This window comes from Microbacterium candidum, from assembly GCF_030315975.1.
Taxonomy (GTDB): Bacteria; Actinomycetota; Actinomycetes; order Actinomycetales; family Microbacteriaceae; genus Microbacterium; species Microbacterium candidum.
On sequence record NZ_JASXSZ010000001.1, the window covers coordinates 1,011,641 to 1,027,144 of the forward strand.

18 protein-coding genes are annotated in these 15,504 nt (G+C 65.1%); 6 read left to right on the forward strand and 12 right to left on the reverse strand.

What is annotated here, in order from left to right; genetic code table 11:
* Positions 1 to 40: 40 nt before the first annotated feature.
* Complete coding sequence (locus tag QSV35_RS04705; protein ID WP_286287194.1) at positions 41 to 655, reverse strand: M23 family metallopeptidase; 615 nt, start codon at positions 653 to 655, stop codon at positions 41 to 43.
* A 1-nt stretch (position 656) separates the two neighbouring features.
* Positions 657 to 1,385 (reverse strand): hypothetical protein, encoded by a 729-nt coding sequence (locus QSV35_RS04710; RefSeq protein ID WP_286287196.1) that lies wholly within the window; start codon positions 1,383 to 1,385, stop codon positions 657 to 659.
* A 135-nt stretch (positions 1,386 to 1,520) separates the two neighbouring features.
* Between QSV35_RS04710 and QSV35_RS04715 the strand changes: the two genes are divergently transcribed.
* From QSV35_RS04715 to QSV35_RS04735, 5 genes are all read left to right on the forward strand, one after another.
* A complete protein-coding gene (locus QSV35_RS04715) occupies positions 1,521 to 1,838 on the forward strand; it encodes a helix-turn-helix domain-containing protein (RefSeq protein ID WP_286287198.1) in 318 nt (105 codons plus the stop codon).
* 236 nt (positions 1,839 to 2,074) lie between these two features.
* The gene (locus QSV35_RS04720) at positions 2,075 to 2,497 is read left to right on the forward strand and encodes a hypothetical protein (RefSeq protein ID WP_286287200.1); all 423 of its coding nucleotides are present in this window, start codon (positions 2,075 to 2,077) and stop codon (positions 2,495 to 2,497) included.
* A gap of 30 nt (positions 2,498 to 2,527) precedes the next feature.
* A complete protein-coding gene (locus tag QSV35_RS04725; RefSeq protein ID WP_286287201.1) occupies positions 2,528 to 2,992 on the forward strand; it encodes a hypothetical protein in 465 nt (154 codons plus the stop codon).
* Complete coding sequence (locus tag QSV35_RS04730) at positions 2,989 to 3,981, forward strand: hypothetical protein (RefSeq protein WP_286287203.1); 993 nt, start codon at positions 2,989 to 2,991, stop codon at positions 3,979 to 3,981. The genes QSV35_RS04725 and QSV35_RS04730 overlap by 4 nt, the downstream gene beginning before the upstream one ends.
* Positions 3,978 to 5,123, forward strand: coding sequence for an alpha/beta hydrolase family protein (locus tag QSV35_RS04735; protein ID WP_286287204.1), 1,146 nt, complete (start codon positions 3,978 to 3,980; stop codon positions 5,121 to 5,123). Before QSV35_RS04730 ends, QSV35_RS04735 begins: the two co-directional genes overlap by 4 nt.
* A gap of 600 nt (positions 5,124 to 5,723) precedes the next feature.
* Here the strand turns inward: QSV35_RS04735 and QSV35_RS04740 are convergent.
* Positions 5,724 to 5,912: a hypothetical protein gene (locus tag QSV35_RS04740; protein ID WP_286287206.1), complete on the reverse strand. Its 189-nt coding sequence runs from the start codon at positions 5,910 to 5,912 to the stop codon at positions 5,724 to 5,726.
* Positions 5,913 to 6,459: 547 nt separating this feature from the next.
* On the opposite strand from QSV35_RS04740, the gene QSV35_RS04745 reads away from it, so the two are divergent.
* On the forward strand, positions 6,460 to 7,284 hold the full coding sequence (locus QSV35_RS04745) for a cold-shock protein (RefSeq protein ID WP_286287207.1): 825 nt from the start codon (positions 6,460 to 6,462) through the stop codon (positions 7,282 to 7,284).
* A 232-nt stretch (positions 7,285 to 7,516) separates the two neighbouring features.
* On the opposite strand, the gene QSV35_RS04750 is transcribed toward QSV35_RS04745, so the two are convergent.
* The 9 genes from QSV35_RS04750 to QSV35_RS04790 all read right to left on the reverse strand — a co-directional run bounded on the left by QSV35_RS04750 (position 7,517) and on the right by QSV35_RS04790 (position 15,467).
* Complete coding sequence (locus QSV35_RS04750) at positions 7,517 to 8,308, reverse strand: MvdC/MvdD family ATP grasp protein (protein WP_286287209.1); 792 nt, start codon at positions 8,306 to 8,308, stop codon at positions 7,517 to 7,519.
* A gap of 192 nt (positions 8,309 to 8,500) precedes the next feature.
* Positions 8,501 to 8,992, reverse strand: a complete 492-nt coding sequence (locus tag QSV35_RS04755) for a hypothetical protein (protein WP_286287210.1) — start codon at positions 8,990 to 8,992, stop codon at positions 8,501 to 8,503.
* Positions 8,993 to 9,002: 10 nt separating this feature from the next.
* Positions 9,003 to 9,530 (reverse strand): hypothetical protein, encoded by a 528-nt coding sequence (locus tag QSV35_RS04760; RefSeq protein WP_286287212.1) that lies wholly within the window; start codon positions 9,528 to 9,530, stop codon positions 9,003 to 9,005.
* 11 nt (positions 9,531 to 9,541) lie between these two features.
* Positions 9,542 to 10,006 carry a hypothetical protein gene (locus QSV35_RS04765; protein ID WP_286287213.1) on the reverse strand — a complete coding sequence of 155 codons (465 nt, stop codon included), beginning with the start codon at positions 10,004 to 10,006 and terminating at the stop codon, positions 9,542 to 9,544.
* A gap of 105 nt (positions 10,007 to 10,111) precedes the next feature.
* The gene (locus tag QSV35_RS04770) at positions 10,112 to 11,374 is read right to left on the reverse strand and encodes a vWA domain-containing protein (protein WP_286287215.1); all 1,263 of its coding nucleotides are present in this window, start codon (positions 11,372 to 11,374) and stop codon (positions 10,112 to 10,114) included.
* A complete protein-coding gene (locus QSV35_RS04775) occupies positions 11,371 to 12,504 on the reverse strand; it encodes an AAA family ATPase (RefSeq protein ID WP_286287217.1) in 1,134 nt (377 codons plus the stop codon). Before QSV35_RS04775 ends, QSV35_RS04770 begins: the two co-directional genes overlap by 4 nt.
* Positions 12,501 to 13,664, reverse strand: coding sequence for a hypothetical protein (locus QSV35_RS04780; RefSeq protein ID WP_286287218.1), 1,164 nt, complete (start codon positions 13,662 to 13,664; stop codon positions 12,501 to 12,503). The genes QSV35_RS04775 and QSV35_RS04780 overlap by 4 nt, the downstream gene beginning before the upstream one ends.
* On the reverse strand, positions 13,661 to 14,821 hold the full coding sequence (locus QSV35_RS04785) for a hypothetical protein (RefSeq protein WP_286287220.1): 1,161 nt from the start codon (positions 14,819 to 14,821) through the stop codon (positions 13,661 to 13,663). The genes QSV35_RS04780 and QSV35_RS04785 overlap by 4 nt, the downstream gene beginning before the upstream one ends.
* Complete coding sequence (locus tag QSV35_RS04790) at positions 14,811 to 15,467, reverse strand: hypothetical protein (RefSeq protein WP_286287221.1); 657 nt, start codon at positions 15,465 to 15,467, stop codon at positions 14,811 to 14,813. Before QSV35_RS04790 ends, QSV35_RS04785 begins: the two co-directional genes overlap by 11 nt.
* Positions 15,468 to 15,504 lie beyond the last annotated feature (37 nt).

Genomic DNA, 15,504 nt, shown 5'->3' on the forward strand with positions numbered 1-15,504 from the left:
CGGAACGATTTGTGCGTGCATGGTGTACCCCCTGGTTGCGTCACTTGAGTGGAAGGCCGCGAGCGGCCATGAAGGGCTGTGGGTCGATGGCGACCCCGTTCTGGCGGACCTCGAAATGGACATGGCAGCCGAACGAGTGTCCGGTGTCGCCTTCGGCGCCGAGTGGAGTTCCGGCGACGACGTCGGCGCCGATCGCGACGCGGAGGGACCCCCAGGCCATGTGCCCGTACAAGGTGGTGAGCCCGCCGCCGTGGTCGATACGGACCGCGTTGCCGTAGCCGAAGTAGGTGCCCGCCGTGATCACGCGACCCGGGCCCGCGGCGTAGACGGTCACGCCACAGGCCTGCGACATGTCATAGCCGGGGTGGAATTCGGTGCAGTAGCTGCAGCCATGCACCGGGTTGAGCCCGAACCCCCGGCCCTTCGAGTAGCCGCCGGCGAGCGGATAGCCCCACGCGCCGTTGGCAACCGGGACGGGCTGCTGTTGCGTCACCACGGCGGCAGCGGACTGTCCCGCGACCGCGAAGGGGATCGCGATGAGCGGAGTGAGGATGAATGCGGTCCCGATGAACAGGATGCTGAGCGCCCCGACCACGATCCGGCGGCCAGTCCTCGTCTTCACGAGGGCTGCGGTCACCGCGACCGGGGCACCCATGTCAGGGCTCCTGCGACCCCGAAATGAATCGGACGACCTTGCAGTCGCCAGGCTGCTGCGCCGAGTTCGGCGTCGGGATCGACCCCGCACCGCAGAGGACCTGAACGCTGACGCGCGCGGTCTCGTTGTACGACGACTCGTTCCCGCTCGCGTCCGAACGCGTGTACGTCAGCACGACGTCGGCAGTGCCGACCTTCATCGTCCCGGTGCTGTCGCCGGGGACATCCGCGTACGTGATCTTGCCCGGGACAGCCGCGACGACGCGACCCTTCTCATTCGCGAGCGAGTTCCAATCGGACTCGGGAAGTACGACGGCCTGCCGCAGTTCGAGCTGCGAGGCCTTCATATCATCCGCCCGATCGCTTTCCGAGGTGTAGCGAATATCGGGGGTGAACCACGTGTCGAGGAACGCGAGCCAGTCAGACCGACTGCTCTTCTGGGTATCGAAAGTGGATGCCGCGGCCAGCGCCGCCCGCGTGTAACGATCGCGGTCGGTCGTGATCGGCTCGGGGACCCAGCCCTTCCGCTTGACCGACGCGTCGACGTATGCGCCGGATGCTGCGGCGGATGTGGTCGAGTTCGTCGGTCGCGTCGTGGTCGTGGACTTCGCCACGGGCTGCTCCGCGGTGAGGGACGCGATCACGATCGCCGCGATCGCGGCGACGATGACAGCGCCTCCGATGAGTGCCCAGATCAGTCCTCGGCCGCTGCAGGTGCGGGGCTCGGTCATCTTCTACCTCCCAAGTCCTTCGCATCCATCGCTGCCGTTGACATGAGGGAAGCATACAACGCTACACTCTGATTGTGAAGCACTTTCTGCTTCTGTCATCTGGACGGGCGTCCGAGCGTGCGACAGACTGAAGCCGTGCCGCGTTACACCCGCCCCGCGAACAGTGAGTACGCGGAGGATCCCATCAAGGCTCTCGGGAACATCATGCAGGCGAGCATCATCGGCTACCTGCGGAAGAACCCTGGGCGCACGCGGGCCGAGATCGCCGACGATCTCGAGATCCCGAAGATGACGGTGGCGAATGGACTCGAGAAGCTCCTGGATGCGGGCCTCATCATCGCTGACCCACCGCGGGACGTCGCGGTGCGCGGGCAGCGCGTGCGATACATCGTGGACGACAAGCGGGTCACCGAGATGGTGATGCGGCTCGAGCAGGTGCTGGGAGAGTTCTAGTCGCTCCGAATCCTGCTTTCGCGCGCGTTCGCTGGGGTACTGCATCCCGAACCCTTCTTTGCTGTTGCTCCGACGGTTCGCTCCCCAGTGTTTGAGCATGCTCAAACGCGCGTTACGTTGAGCCTGACACGTTGTGCCGAGTTGCACAAGCCTTGAATTGAGCATGACCAACGCGTACCGTGGGCCCCGTTGGGCATGCCCAACCCGAGCGACGCGGAAGGACAATCGGCAGAGCGATGACCGAAGACGAGAGCAAGGAAGCGGCGCAGGACCTCGCACGGCGCCTGCGTCTGCTGCTCGACGTCGCCATCGCCGAGACTGGCGCCGAACCCACCTACTCTCAGATCGCGGCGTTCGTCGGCGAGCGTGGAGTGAGCCTGTCGCGCTCGCGGTGGACCTATATGGTCAACGGCCATCGGTATGTTCAGGACCGGCGGCTCTTCGAGAGCCTCGCCGAGTTCTTCGACGTCGATGCGGACTTCCTCGTCGGCGGGGAGGGCGCGGCGATGCCGGCGAAGGTGGCGGCGCAGCTCGACCTCGTTCGGGCGATGCGCGCGGCAAAGGTCAAGTCGTACGCCGCGCGCACCCTCGGGGATGTCTCGCCAGAGGCATTGCGAGCCATCACCCGGTTCCTCGACGAGCAGCTGAGCCATTCGTAGCGGCTGGTGCAGCCGCGGGAGGTGACGACCGTGAATATCGCAGCGGATGTCGCGGCGGCCATGGACGATCTCGGTCTCGGCGACGAGTTCTCGTACGACGACCTCCTCGCGGCGATGCAGAGTCGGCAGGAACGCCCGCTGACGATCGTCGACTGCGCGGAGCTCCCGCCGCGGGAGGGGATCAACGCGTTGTGGCTCCCGACCGAACGCGTCGACGTAGTGCTCTGCGTGCCGACCGACTCGGCGCTGCATCGACAGCAGTTCGTGTTGCACGAGCTCGCGCACATGCTTCTCAACCATGGCGACGATCTGCTCGTCGACCCGTGCGACGTCCTCTTCCCCGACATCCCACCTGCAACGCTCCGCCGACTCCTTCGCCGGCAGCATCTCGACACGGAGCCCGAGATCCTCGCCGAAGCGCTCGCGGACCGATTGGCCGCCGCCATCCGCGGTTCGGCGGCGCACGAGTCGCGATTCTCAGAGATCTTCGGATGATCCCCATCCTCGTCTCCGCGCTGATGTGGCTGCTCGTCGCGAGCCAGCTCATCTTGCGGCGGGGGCGGGCGGAGCGCAGCATCCTCTACTCAGCGGTGACGATCGCGATCGCGACGACGCTCAACATCGACGGGCTGTACCTCTGGGTGGATCGCCTCTTCGGCGGCACCAATGTCGTAACGCTGCTCGCCGACCTCGCCCTGATGGTCGGGATCTTCTTCCTCGGTCGCGCGATCGCCAAAGCGTCACAGCACACGTCCGGCGCGGTTCGGATCGCGCTCGGGCGAGGGGTTCTCGGTGTCGCACTCGCCGGCGTCGTGGTGGCCTTCTTCTTCATCGATCGCGGTCCGTCGACCACGACGTTCATGCTCGACCTCGGCGCGCAGCCGGCCGCCGCCGTTTACTCGATGATCCAGTTCACGTATGACGCGATCGTGCTGGCAGCGATGGTCGCGGTCACCACGCGCCAGGTGCGCGGGACGAAGGGAGCGGAGCGAGTCCCTCCGTTCTCCGTGTTGGTGGGCAGCGTGCTCGGCATCGCGCTCTCCATCGTGATCATCGTGATGGATGTCGCGCACGTGACCGGGGACCTCGGCCTGATGCTCAGCCTCGGCGAGGTCTACGGGCCGCTCTACCTTGCAACCTTCGTATTCCTCTGTGCGGGCCTCGCAGGCCAGCCTGCCGTGCGTCGCGCACAAGCTCGCTCCCGCGCCGACCACACTCGGGACCTGGTGGAGCAGGTCACGCCGATCTGGCAACGCGCGACTGCGGTGCGTCCCGGGCTGAGCCAGGTGGCGGACGCCGGCTTCAACGACGCCGATGCCGAGACGCAGCTCCACCGCGAGATCGTCGAGATTCGGGATGCGGTCATCGACCCGGAGGCGTCGTTCGCGCTGACTGACGATGAGCGAGAGTTGCTCGAGGAGGCCGAGGCGCAGCTGATCGGTGGCGACCCCGCTCGTGGCGATCGGTCGAAGGAGTCGCAGTGAGGTGGGTCGTCGCGGCTGCCGTCGCGGTGGGTGCCGCCGCGGCGGCGGCCGGTGCTATCGGCTTCATGATCGCCCGGCGACTCACGGCTCCGGTCGGCGAGCGCGTCTTCGACCTGATGGTTCGCGACGTCGTCCGGCGCGGTGATCAGGATGCCGTGGTCCTCGACCGGACGGCGCGCACTGCCGCGCCCGGCCTCTACAACCTGTGGCTCGACAACGGCGGCTGGGTGAAGCTCGGGGCCGTCCTCGACGGGGATGCGGTCACGGTCACCCGCGAGATCACGTCAGTTGCTCCGGATGGTGCACTGCGTACGGGGCAGCACGCGTCATGGAGTGGCATCTACTACCGCGATCCCGCGGATGCCGGCCTGGATGCCGCGGACGCAACTGTGGAGACGGACGTCGGTCCGGCGCCGGCCTGGCTGATCCGTCCCGCCGACGGCGAAGGCGACGCCTGGGCCATCCACATCCACGGGCTGGGGAGTCCGCGCGCGGGGGCACTGCGCGGGGTCCGCGTGGCATCCGACCTCGGCTTCACCTCGCTAGTTGTCAGCTACCGCAACGACGGCGAAGGACCGACGGTGGGCTCTGGCCGCTCCACGCTCGGCGCGACCGAGACGGAAGACGTTGCCGCGGCGCTTCGCTACGCCATCGCTCAAGGCGCTCAGCGGATCGTCCTGTTCGGCTGGTCGATGGGCGCCGCGATCGCTCTCCAACTCGCCGCCGACCCCGAGTTCGCCGACACGATCTACGCCCTGGTCCTCGAGTCACCTGTGCTGGACTGGGGCGCCACGATTGCCGCAAACTGCGCTCGAGCGGGGCTGCCATCATGGTTCGGTCCGTTGGGCGGCCCCTGGCTAGAGAGGCCGACGCTCGTCCGGTTGGTCGGACTGCACGTCGCGGTGCACCTCGCGCCGTTCAACTGGCTCGATCGTGCATGCGATCTGTCCATTCCGACGTTGATTCTCCACGGCACTCGAGACAGATCATCCCCGATCGCAGCTTCCGCGCGGGTCGCGGCGCTGCGCCCCGACCTTATTCGCCTCGAGACCTTCGCCGCGGACCACACGATGACGTGGAACTCCGATCCAGAGCGGTTCGGCCACGTCGTAGAAGAGTGGCGGGATCGACGCGTTCGTTGATCGCGTGGGCCGGGCTCCTCGCCCACCCCCGAGCATGAGGCCCGCCGATAGGAACCCAAGCGTCTGCGCTACCGACTCTTCACGATCCCACCCTTCTCGCTTGGGCGGGACCTCTCCGCGCCGAGTTAAGCGCCGTTCAGTTGGCTCTCCCAAGTGAAGATTGGGGGGAGTCCTTGGTCTGCGATCGCGAGCAGGCTTCGCACCAGCACGTCCACCATGGGTTCCACTCCGGACGGCCCATCCCAAGCAGGGCGATCAATGCTAAAGGACTCGGCACCGTCGTATCGGACTACGAACTGCACGAATAGTGAGGGCCCGAGAACCGTTGAGTCGGTATCAACGCCTGGTCCCAAGTGAGGCCTCTCCGTCTCCATCTCACCGTCTTCCCCGATGAGGAAATGAGAATAGGTGCCATCCTGCTCGAGCATGAGCGTCGTTCGATAGTCACCAAGTCGCCCAGCCCCGAAGCCGTAATAGGACAGCGGCCATGCGCCAAGCCCTCGCGACGAGCGATAGGGTCCGCCATTGACGCTGTGGTGAGGGGTGACTGACGCGGCTGCATCGAGGAAGGACCGCGTCATGCCGGACTGATTCTCCCCCTCACTCAGAAGGACGCGGCGCGCGCTCTCCCAGCTGAGTTCGTTCATTGGGTTCCTTTCGATGATTCGAGAGCAGAGCAAATTGAGTTGGGTAGTCGAAATCCTCGCCGTGAACCAACTTCGATTTTTCGTCGGCCGTGCTCAGTCCTCCTGAAACGGCCGAGACCGTCTCAACCTGCTTGCTCATCATGTTCCTCCTTGATCGGAGTTACACCGTTGAACGTACAGTCCCCGACGTGGTGGGAGACGAGCCGAGTCGAGACTGTGCGGGAGCTCGCGAACGACGAGGCGCCCAACGACCGGGTCGGCGGAGCTGAGCAACGTCCGAGACGGGCGCGGAGCGATGGAGGTGGCGTGCCCGAGCGTCCACCGCGAGCGATTCGACGGCGACGGCGACGGCGGCGTCGAGATCAGGCTGCCGACGTGCGCCCCCACCGAACGCGCTCGCTGTACGGCGGCGACCGCTGGCGGGCAAGTCCTGAACGCCGACGAGTCGGACATACGGGTCGCGTTCGTCCGGAGCACCGACCTGCGGCAATGGTCGGGTTCTCGTGTTCGATACAGGCTCCACGGCTCGCCTCAGCGACCCAACGTGCGCTGCTAGAAGCCAAACTGCACGCGTCGCTGAGCGCCTGGAGATGCGCTAGCATGCCGATACCGTGGTCCGCTCGCGAAGATATCCGCAGCGCGCACCCGGAGAACTTACTGCTTGCGAAAGCCCCACGAATGAGGCGTACATGGATAAGCGGAGCGACTGGACCGCGCGTCGCGCCAAGTATGATCAATCCGTTCTCGGACCGGAACTTGTCCATGCACTCGCGGTCGAAGTCGTAAAGTATCCCGCCAAACCTGGATACCGCGTCACCTTCAACCCAGATAAGCATTCGACGTCAAGAGGTGAATCTGTTCTCGGCGACGCGTGCTGGCTCATTGACTTCAGAAGATGGTCGATGCGAACAGAATACGGAAGACCTGGGCGTGGCAGCAACTGGGAAGCTACCGAAGAGATCGTGCTCTACGATACGTATCTTCTTGACACGGGAGAGTTCGCTGAGGTCTACCGCAGTCTCACCGACTCGAGTATTCAGTACAAAAATGAAGACAAGGCGTACGCCCACCCATGTGATCTCGACACGCTGCGGGCTCGACTTGACTTCGAAAAGAGATCGGTGAGTCGAAGGAACGGCGATTCTCAGCTCAATACCGATCGCGACCCCAGTGACAGACTCAAGAGCTTCGTTCATCACAAGGGTGACGGAATTCGGGCCGCGCTCATTGAACTCGCGGATACCGATCATCAGGCTGTATTGCGCCGACGTTTTCCGACGCTTTCGAAAGAAGGAGAGCGGGTACCGACCTCACAGGGCACGATCGTCCGATGGATCAGCGCGAAGGGGTTTGGATTCGTGTCTCCCGACGGTGGCGCGCGAGAGGTCTTTCTCCATGAGAATCAAGTCGATGAAGCTCAACGTGAGAAGCTCGCGGCCGGGGCGCTCGTCGCATTCAACGTCCGCAATGGCCCGAAGGGGCAGAGCGCGGTAGATGTGAAGGTACTCGGCTAGACCATTAGCCGAGTATGCCCCGACGGCCCTGGCTCTGCCGCACACCAGAGAGTGAAAAGGAACGTCCTCTATCGTCTCGATGGTCTGCCCGTCCTCGAGCAGGTTCCCGCGCCGCGCGAAATGCGGGGGTAGGTAGGTCGTGCGGACCGATCTCGTGCGGGGGCCCGAGCTTTGTGGGACAAATAGACCGAGGCCCAGACAGTTGGGCATCACAGCGCCATGCAATAGTCGCTCAGTTCGCCGACCCTTCGAGCCAGTCCGCTATCGCAGTCGTAATGGGAAGCCTCGTTCGGCTCTCGACCCATAGGTATTGCCCGGCGGGATTGCAGTCAACGAAGAAAGTCTCCTCTTGTGGCGTAACAATAAAGTCGAAGGTTGCGTACTCGAGTCCGGCCTCGCACATAAAGCCCTTTACGCGTTGCTCCAAATCCGCATCCAATTTGAAGGCCGTGTGTGGAATTTCCCCGACGTGCGCTGATCTCCAATCCACGGCGGATTCGGAGAGTCCCTGAGAGTCAATCCTGCAAGTGAAGACATGATCGCCGACCACCGTCACGCGCAGTTCGTACGCCTTGGACACGTATGGCTGCACGATCACAGGAGCATGTCTTACTGCTCCGATGCGATCTAGCAATTCTGACTTGGAGAGGCGTGAAGTGTACGTCGCCAGGGTCTCGCCGCCCTCAACGTTGGCGGCCCACATAGCCGGGGTCTTAACGGCGAACATCTTGGCGCGACTCGCGCGAATGAAGTTGCCTACTGCCAAGGGGTCATTGGACAGAATGCTCGGTGGAGAGACCAACCCGTGCCGGAATCCGACCTCGGCCCCCAACATCTTGTTCTGGTCGAATCGAAGATCAGCAGATTGTCGGTTCATCCAGTCCGCCGGTAGTTCCCAGATGGAGCGGACAGTCGAGCGGAGCTGAGCAATCTTCATCTCGTTAATGGCGGGTTCAGGATCCAAGCTTTGTAGGTGCGAGTACGCCTTGTCCTTCCAGCGCCACACACGGACGCCCGCACCCATTCGATAGATTCTCCCGTCGCACTGTAACAGTCCTGACGCTCCTCCTTGGTTGGTGACCTGGAGCGTAACTGTCATTTCGCCGGTCCCTAATGCCCCCAGTGAGAAAACGGTTGGTCGTCTCCCGCGGCGGCGCAGCTCCTGGACAACCGGCTGAACTCCTCCAGGGTCATCAGTGATAATCAACACCAAGCGTTAATCCATGCTGTAGTCCGTGTTTATGTCGTCATGGTTATCGCCCGGGCCGGTAGGAACGTGGGTCCCCCATTTCGCCGCAGTGGGGTCGTCGCCGCCAGCGTACATTGGCATTGGCTTGGCGAGTTGCACGTTGAGCGGGAGGTCGACGCGGTCCATCGCCGTGGCCTGGAGTGTCAGTATCGACATCGGATTCTCCTTTGCTGCGAGCCTCTGGATGGTAGCCGAAACTCTATGGCAGTTCCCCGGGGTATCGCAATCGTCGTTGGAGGTTTTCTCATCGCAATCCAGGGTGTGCGGCTCTGAACCCGCCGGTCTCGAGAAGCGGTCCCTGCCGTCGTCCGCCCGAGTGCGGCAGTCCATGACCAGGGTGACTCCCGCGGCGGCCGCGGCGTCAGTGATCTGTTGGTCGGTGCCGTGCATTCCACCGAATGGTGCGCCGCCAATCCAGAGGTTCGCTTGGATCGGCGACGCCCCGAAATCACTGTTCACGGGATGACCTTCAAGCCAGCAGCGTGTCGACCATGTTGCCGAGGTGGCCCGGGAATCTGTTCCAGTACCCGATCGGCCCCGTGTTGCGGAAGTTCTCCGGATCCACTACTTCGAACAAGTCAAACTCAGTATCCGCAAGCAGGGAGACTGTGACCTTTCCATCGTCAGAGGTCGGGACGCCGTTGCGTTGCTCACGATGTAGTTCGACTCGGTATAGGTTGCCGTCGACGCCTAAAGCTGCGGTCACGGTCCAGCGGAACCACTCGTTCCCTGAGGTTCCCATGAGCGTCTGTACTTCGCGGAGCGGCCACCCCCACAGGAGTACTCGCCGTTCTCGTCGATATTCAGGGCGTCGGTTGAATCCCATGAACGAGCGGGGGACCGTTACCACCTCGTCCACGGCTGCGAGCTCGGTGGGTTGCGTCCCGCGCGCACGTAATGTATTCGCGGCTTCTTTACACCGCTCCCGGAGTGTGTTGATGGCTGACGGCGTGAAGCTCTCACTCCACTCGTCGGGGTCGATATACGCTTTCGACAACACAATGATCCCTACGATCCGAGTAGTTCCTTGAGGCGTTTGGAAAGACCGACACCCTTCGCGTGCACGAGGAGTTTAGGCCCGTGATCACGGTTGGTCTCAACGTTCCCGTCCCTGGACAGGTAGTATCTGGGTTCGAAATCGAACATCTGGACGGTCTCGTCATCGAACGGGTGGCGGGAACTTTCCTTTGGGGTTTCCCAGTAGCTGGGATTGAGCATTTCGCTCCAGGAAACCACCTCGACAACGAGTGTCCCGTCGCGTAGCAGCAGGTAGTCGATGCTGTTTCGGAATGTCTCCGTGTAGGAGGGCATCTTGTCGGCACGCCTCCAGTAGCGCGACATGAGTTTCCAAGATGAGGCGTGAGGGTCGCGGCGACCTACTTCATTCGCAATCTTTCGTGCGTAGGCGTGAAGCTTCTGCCAGTCCACGGCCGAGCGGTCGTATTCCGTACGAATCCGCCGCCAGTCCGCCATCTCGGCTCTCCCCTCATCGTTCCGCTCGCCGAAGCCCTCGGCTGCTGGGCCAGATTCTACTGTCGCCCGGGCGTGGGGTCCCGCGACGTGCCCAGACGTGCAGGATCACCGTTCGCTGAGAAGGCATTCGACCCGGATGGCCCACGTGGGTGTGGGCGGCAGTTCAGCGACGCCTTTGTGCCCGAGGAGGGCGATAATGATGGCTGCGCCGGGTGGTGGGGTGGCGGGCCAGGGGGTGTCTCCGTCGGTGAGGATGACGATGATGTCGGGGCGGGGGCGTTCGGCTTGTGCCGCGGTGAGCCCGATGCGGAGGTCGGTGCCGCCCGCGCCGATGAGTTTCGCGCCTGCGGCGCTTCGGAGTTTCTGTGTGGTGTGGACGGCGGCGTCGACCGAGTACAGGGTGATGCTGGATCCGGGGATGCCGAGTGCTTGGATGACCCCGTCGATTTCGGCGAGGGCTCGTTGTAGGAGCGCATCGTCGACACTGTAGGAGGTGTCGACGATGATCGACACGCGGGGGACAGGTCGGTGCTGCCCAGGAAGCACGACTCGTGGAACGGCGCTGGCGCGACGGGAGGGGCGCGTGTACGTGTAGTCGCCGCGACCGGCGGCCCAGCCGACGGCGCGTCGGACCGCTGCGGTGAGGATGGGTTCCCACGGGGTTTCGGGTTGCAGGGTGTTCTCGACCCAGCGGAGGAGGTCACGGGGTGTGGTGCCGCGACGAGTCTGGTGGTCGCGGTACTCGACCGCGACACGACGGCGGATCTCACGGGCCTCGAACTCAGTCACGGCGCCGATGTCGGTGCCCGGTCCGTGCTCATCGTGCCTGGTTAGTCCGTCCGCCCCGCTCCCGCATCCAGCCGACAGGTCCTCAGGTTCCGGTCCTTTGTGCGTGGGGTTGGCGACCGGCAGCCTGCTGAGCGCGGCGAAGTATTCCTCCGCCGGTCGTCCTGGGCCGAGGCGGGTGTCTTCCCAGGTCGGGAGGTGTCTGGGTGCGAGGTGGTCGGGGGCGAGGGTGTGGGCGATGGTGATGTTCGCGGAGGTGGTCCAGTCGTGGACGGTGGTCCGGTCGACGCCGAGACTGCGTGCGCGGCCGGTGTGGTCGGAGAGCAGGTGCCAGGTCACGTGCGCGAGTTCCGCGGCGATGTCGCTGACGGGGGCGGTGTCGAGCCAGTGGGGGTTGATGTAGATCCGCCACCATTCGTCGCACGTCATCCGAGGCACGGTGTCGTTGCGGACCGGGATGAGCGCGTAGAGGGCGTGCGCGAGATAGGCAAGATCGCGGGGACTCTCCGCGGTCGGGGTGCCCGTCGGAGTGCTGATCAGCCAGAGTTTCGCGGCGGAGAGCTTCTGCAGATCCATGGTCATGAGGGCGCGTTGAGGAGGCCGGCGAGGGCGAGCGCGGGAGCGAATGCTTTGATCGACGGGGGCACGGGCGCGCCGTCGGGGCGCAGTCCTGGGCGCATGAGTGACCGGACGACGGGGACGGCGGGGTCGATGCCGACGGCTTGCGCGGCGGCGGCGCAGACGTCGATCGCGGCCCGCCACCGGTCGGTGTTGGGGGTACGGGAGTACGCGGCGAGCACTCCCTGGAGGGTGACGAACACACGGTCGGCGCGCAGCCCGGCGATGAGTGCAGGATCAGGGTTGGCGAGAAGTGCTTCCGGGTCGGGGAGGTCCTGGGATGCGGTCCACCGCAGGTACTCGAACGCTGCAGCGTCACCGACGGCACCGGCGACGACGAGCCTGCGCACATCATCACCGACGCCCACGGCGCGGGCGAGGGCGGAGAGCCGGGCCGCGTAGTCCCACGTCCGCGGGGTCGGGAACGCCTTGCCGCGGTCGGCCGCGCTGCTGGGGATGACGCTGAGCTGCGATTCCCGGGCCCGCAGGAATCCGGACACAAGGACGCGTTCATCGTCGAGGTGCCGGTCGTAGTCGTCCGGGGAGTCATAGACGGGGAGGGTGGGCCATTTGCCCGTGACGAGTCCTTCGGCGAACACCTCGTAGGGCATGCCCCAGTCGAGATGCACGAACCGCGATGCGGTAGGGGCTGCGAGTTCCCATCCGGCGGCCGCGATGTCGGATGGGTTCGCGGCCGCGACGAACGACACCGTCGCAGGCAATTGCACCGACCCGACCTGGTAGTGAGTGAGCGGACGCAGCGCGGCAGCCTGCAAGGCGGGGGATGCGGTGGAGAACTCGTCGAAGAATGCGATCGACGGCCCCTCGAACGCCGCCAGCCGACTCGCCCACGCCGGCGGCGCCAACGTCACCGTGCCTTGCGGCGTGACCACGGGGAGGCCGGCGAAATCCGAAGGCTCCGAGTGGGTGATGATCACCGTCTCTACATGCCAGCCTCGCAGCCCCGCGGACTCTACCGCCGCGGTTTTGCCCTCACCGGGGTTGCCCCACAGGAGCACCGGGATTCGGGCGCTCACGCAGATGCCGAGCGCAATGAGGGCGTTGTCGTAGTCAGTGCGGGTGCGGATCCTCACGAGATGCTCCTTGAAATGCCGGATGGGACGGATGATGCGGGGACGAGGTCGACGGCGCGTCGCACCCCGCGGCGGACAGCCTGGCTGACGCGCTCTGGGTCGCCCGTCAGGGCGAGCATGACAGCAACCTCGGTACGATCCGGGAGGGGCGTAGCGACACTGTCCAGCGAGTTGCAGAGCATGTCGAGCGTGCTGTGCGAGGGGCGATCGTGAAGCGCCTGGTGCGCGGCGAGGACCTGATAATGATCGGGGCCTGGGTGGACTCCGATCTTGTACCAAAGAGTGAGCCAGCGTGCCGCGGTCGAGCCGCTCACGTTCGGCAACACCGCAAGCTCGGTAACTGCGGCCAGTGGAACACCCGCCTCGATCAGTCCGATCGCGTCGTGCCCGGTCAGCCCTAGGTCTCGCATCCGGCGCAACTCGCGAGGATCGACCCGGAGGGAGCCTCTGTCCAGTTGCGCCGCCCACTCTGCCAGTCCTGTCGGGTACGCAGTGACGACAGCTTGCAGCCAGTCGATGTCGATGCCGTGAAAATGGATCCGCCGGAAGAACGCGGTGGAGAACGACAGCGCCTGGTCCGGGAACGCGGCGGCGATCTCCGCGACCTGGGTGGGCAGCATCCCCGCCGCCCACAACTCGAGGTACCCGTCACGGCCACCCGTCACAAGGTCTGGATCGGCGGCGTTCGCCCAGACCGCTGCCGCGGCGGACATCACAGCTCGGAACTGCGCCTCCGCGACGGCCGCGACCTGCCGATCCGCCCACCCGTCCGCGCCGTATTGCCCGGACACGTGGGCGGCGGAGAGTTCGTGCCGCACAGCTGCCTCAAGATCGTGGTGGAAATGCTTGGACTGCGGGCACCCCTGCGAGGGGAAGTTGTCCCAGACATCCCCGTCGCGCGGCAGACCACGCGGCGCCGCCATCAGCTGCAACCCCTCACGGAAAGCCGGGACGATCCGCTCGACGAAGTGCAGACACGAGCACCATCCCCCGAACAGGACGCCGACCCGTTCCGCGTCGAGATCATGCACCGTGTGGACGGTCCAGTCAGGACGAATCGTGACCGGGTGCAGCACACCGAAACGGTCGACCGGACTGCCTGTGCACTCGACGTTCACCGTCAGCAGTTGACCGGCCGGTGCCGGACCGAGGTCGCTCATCTCGACCTCCGGGTCCGGAGGGTTGCGCGGCTCCGATCCAGATCCGCCAACGCGCGGACGCCGTCGCCCAGCGCCCCGATGACGGCTGATCGGGTGCCGAGTGCGACGAGCAGCAGGCCGAGGTCCGTTCGCTGCCTCGGGTCGAGCGAATAGGGCTGTGTGTTCATCGTGGTTGAGAGCGAATCGAGGACCTTCTTCGACGGGACGGAGAAGTCCAAGCCCAGGCGGACGAGCGCGGCGAAGTCGGACGGAGTTGGATAGCATCCTGTTCTCGCCCAGTCGACGATCATCCGCGCCGCGTGGCCCCGGGACCACCCCGCCGTTTCTGCGACCGGGCCCACGGTCGATGCGGGGATCCGCTCCTGCACGGCGGTCGCAACGTTGTCGCGTCGGAGCCCGAAGCTCAGCCAGCTTCCCCATTCCTCGGAATCCACCTGGAGTGCGGCGGGGAGCCAGGCGAGCCATGCTGCAGCGTCGGCATCGGGATGGCGCACCAGCACCTCGTTCAACCAGATGGTGTCCACGTTGTTGTACGCGACACCCAGGTAGTACGACACCGGCAAGGGGCAGGGTATCGATCCCGCTGGTTCTGCCAGCGCCGGAATGTCGGCTGGGTGGATGCCAGCCCGCCACAGTTGCATCACGCCGGTCGGTTCACGCACACGCAGCACGGCCCGAGAGAGGGCTTCTTCTGTGGGAGCGCAGGCGGCGCCCACTGCGCGGAGAACGTCGGGCACCTGCCAGGTGGACGCGACACCGAGGGCTGCGCATACGTGCACCGGATCACGAAGGTGCTCACAGACGGAACCGATGCTCGGGAATGCCCGGCCCCGGCAACAGCCCGCGATGAGATCACGCACGGCCGGCCGGAACTGTCCTCGCTTGTCCTGGCGGATCGCGGGCCTCACTGTCCGCGCGAGCAATGGCATCACGGGACGCAGCGCCGGGATCGTCTCGTCCACAAGGCCCAGACACGACGTGTACCCGCCGAACGCGACTGCGACCCGCTCGGCATCCAGATCGTGTGGGGTGCTCACCGACCATTCCCGGTGGATCGTCACCGGATGCCGGACCTCCGACGAGCGGCCTGCGGAGCTCCGACACTCGACGATGAAGGTGAGATCCGCTGGCCATGGCGGCGCGATCTCATGCGACATTCGAGTTCCCTCTTACAGGCTTCGAACGCCGCCGTGGGGTCTGCGTGTCATTGAGCTCCTCCTGCGCGTCAGCGCGGAGTTCGATCTCGGCGACGGTGGTCTCATGGGGGTCCGTGCGGGTGAGCTCGACCAGCAGTGCGTGGCATGGCCAGGTGACACCTTGGAGGTACGCAATGGTCTGGCTCCGGACCGGTACCTTCCGATACCCCGCCGTCTGGCACGCGATAGCGACCGCGTCCAGGCGGGCGTGGGGTCCTACGGCTCGGACGACGAAGGTGCCGGCCGCCAGGCTGTTCGTGTTCGTGACGAACGCGAACCGCGTCCTCACCTGCCCGGTATCAGCGAACCAGTCGTTCCCGGCCACGTCCGCCACATGCATCGCGGACGCGTGTGCGAAACCTCCCACACGCCCCTCCACGAACGCCGGCGCAGAGGCTGCCGCGATGCACCCTCCGTATCCGGTGAGCATGCCGCCAACAGCGCACGCGGAGATCCACACGAACTCCCCAAGCAGCGTTGATCGTCGAGGCAGGTCGTGAGCAGGCTCCCGCTCGATGAGACTCAACCAGAGGAGGCACGCCATGACTGGGCGCGCGAGCATGCCCCCGCCGCCGTGGAACGGTGCGCTCGCTGTGCTCGTGATCATCCATCTTTCGTGATTCGTGAGGTGGTTCGTGTCGGGT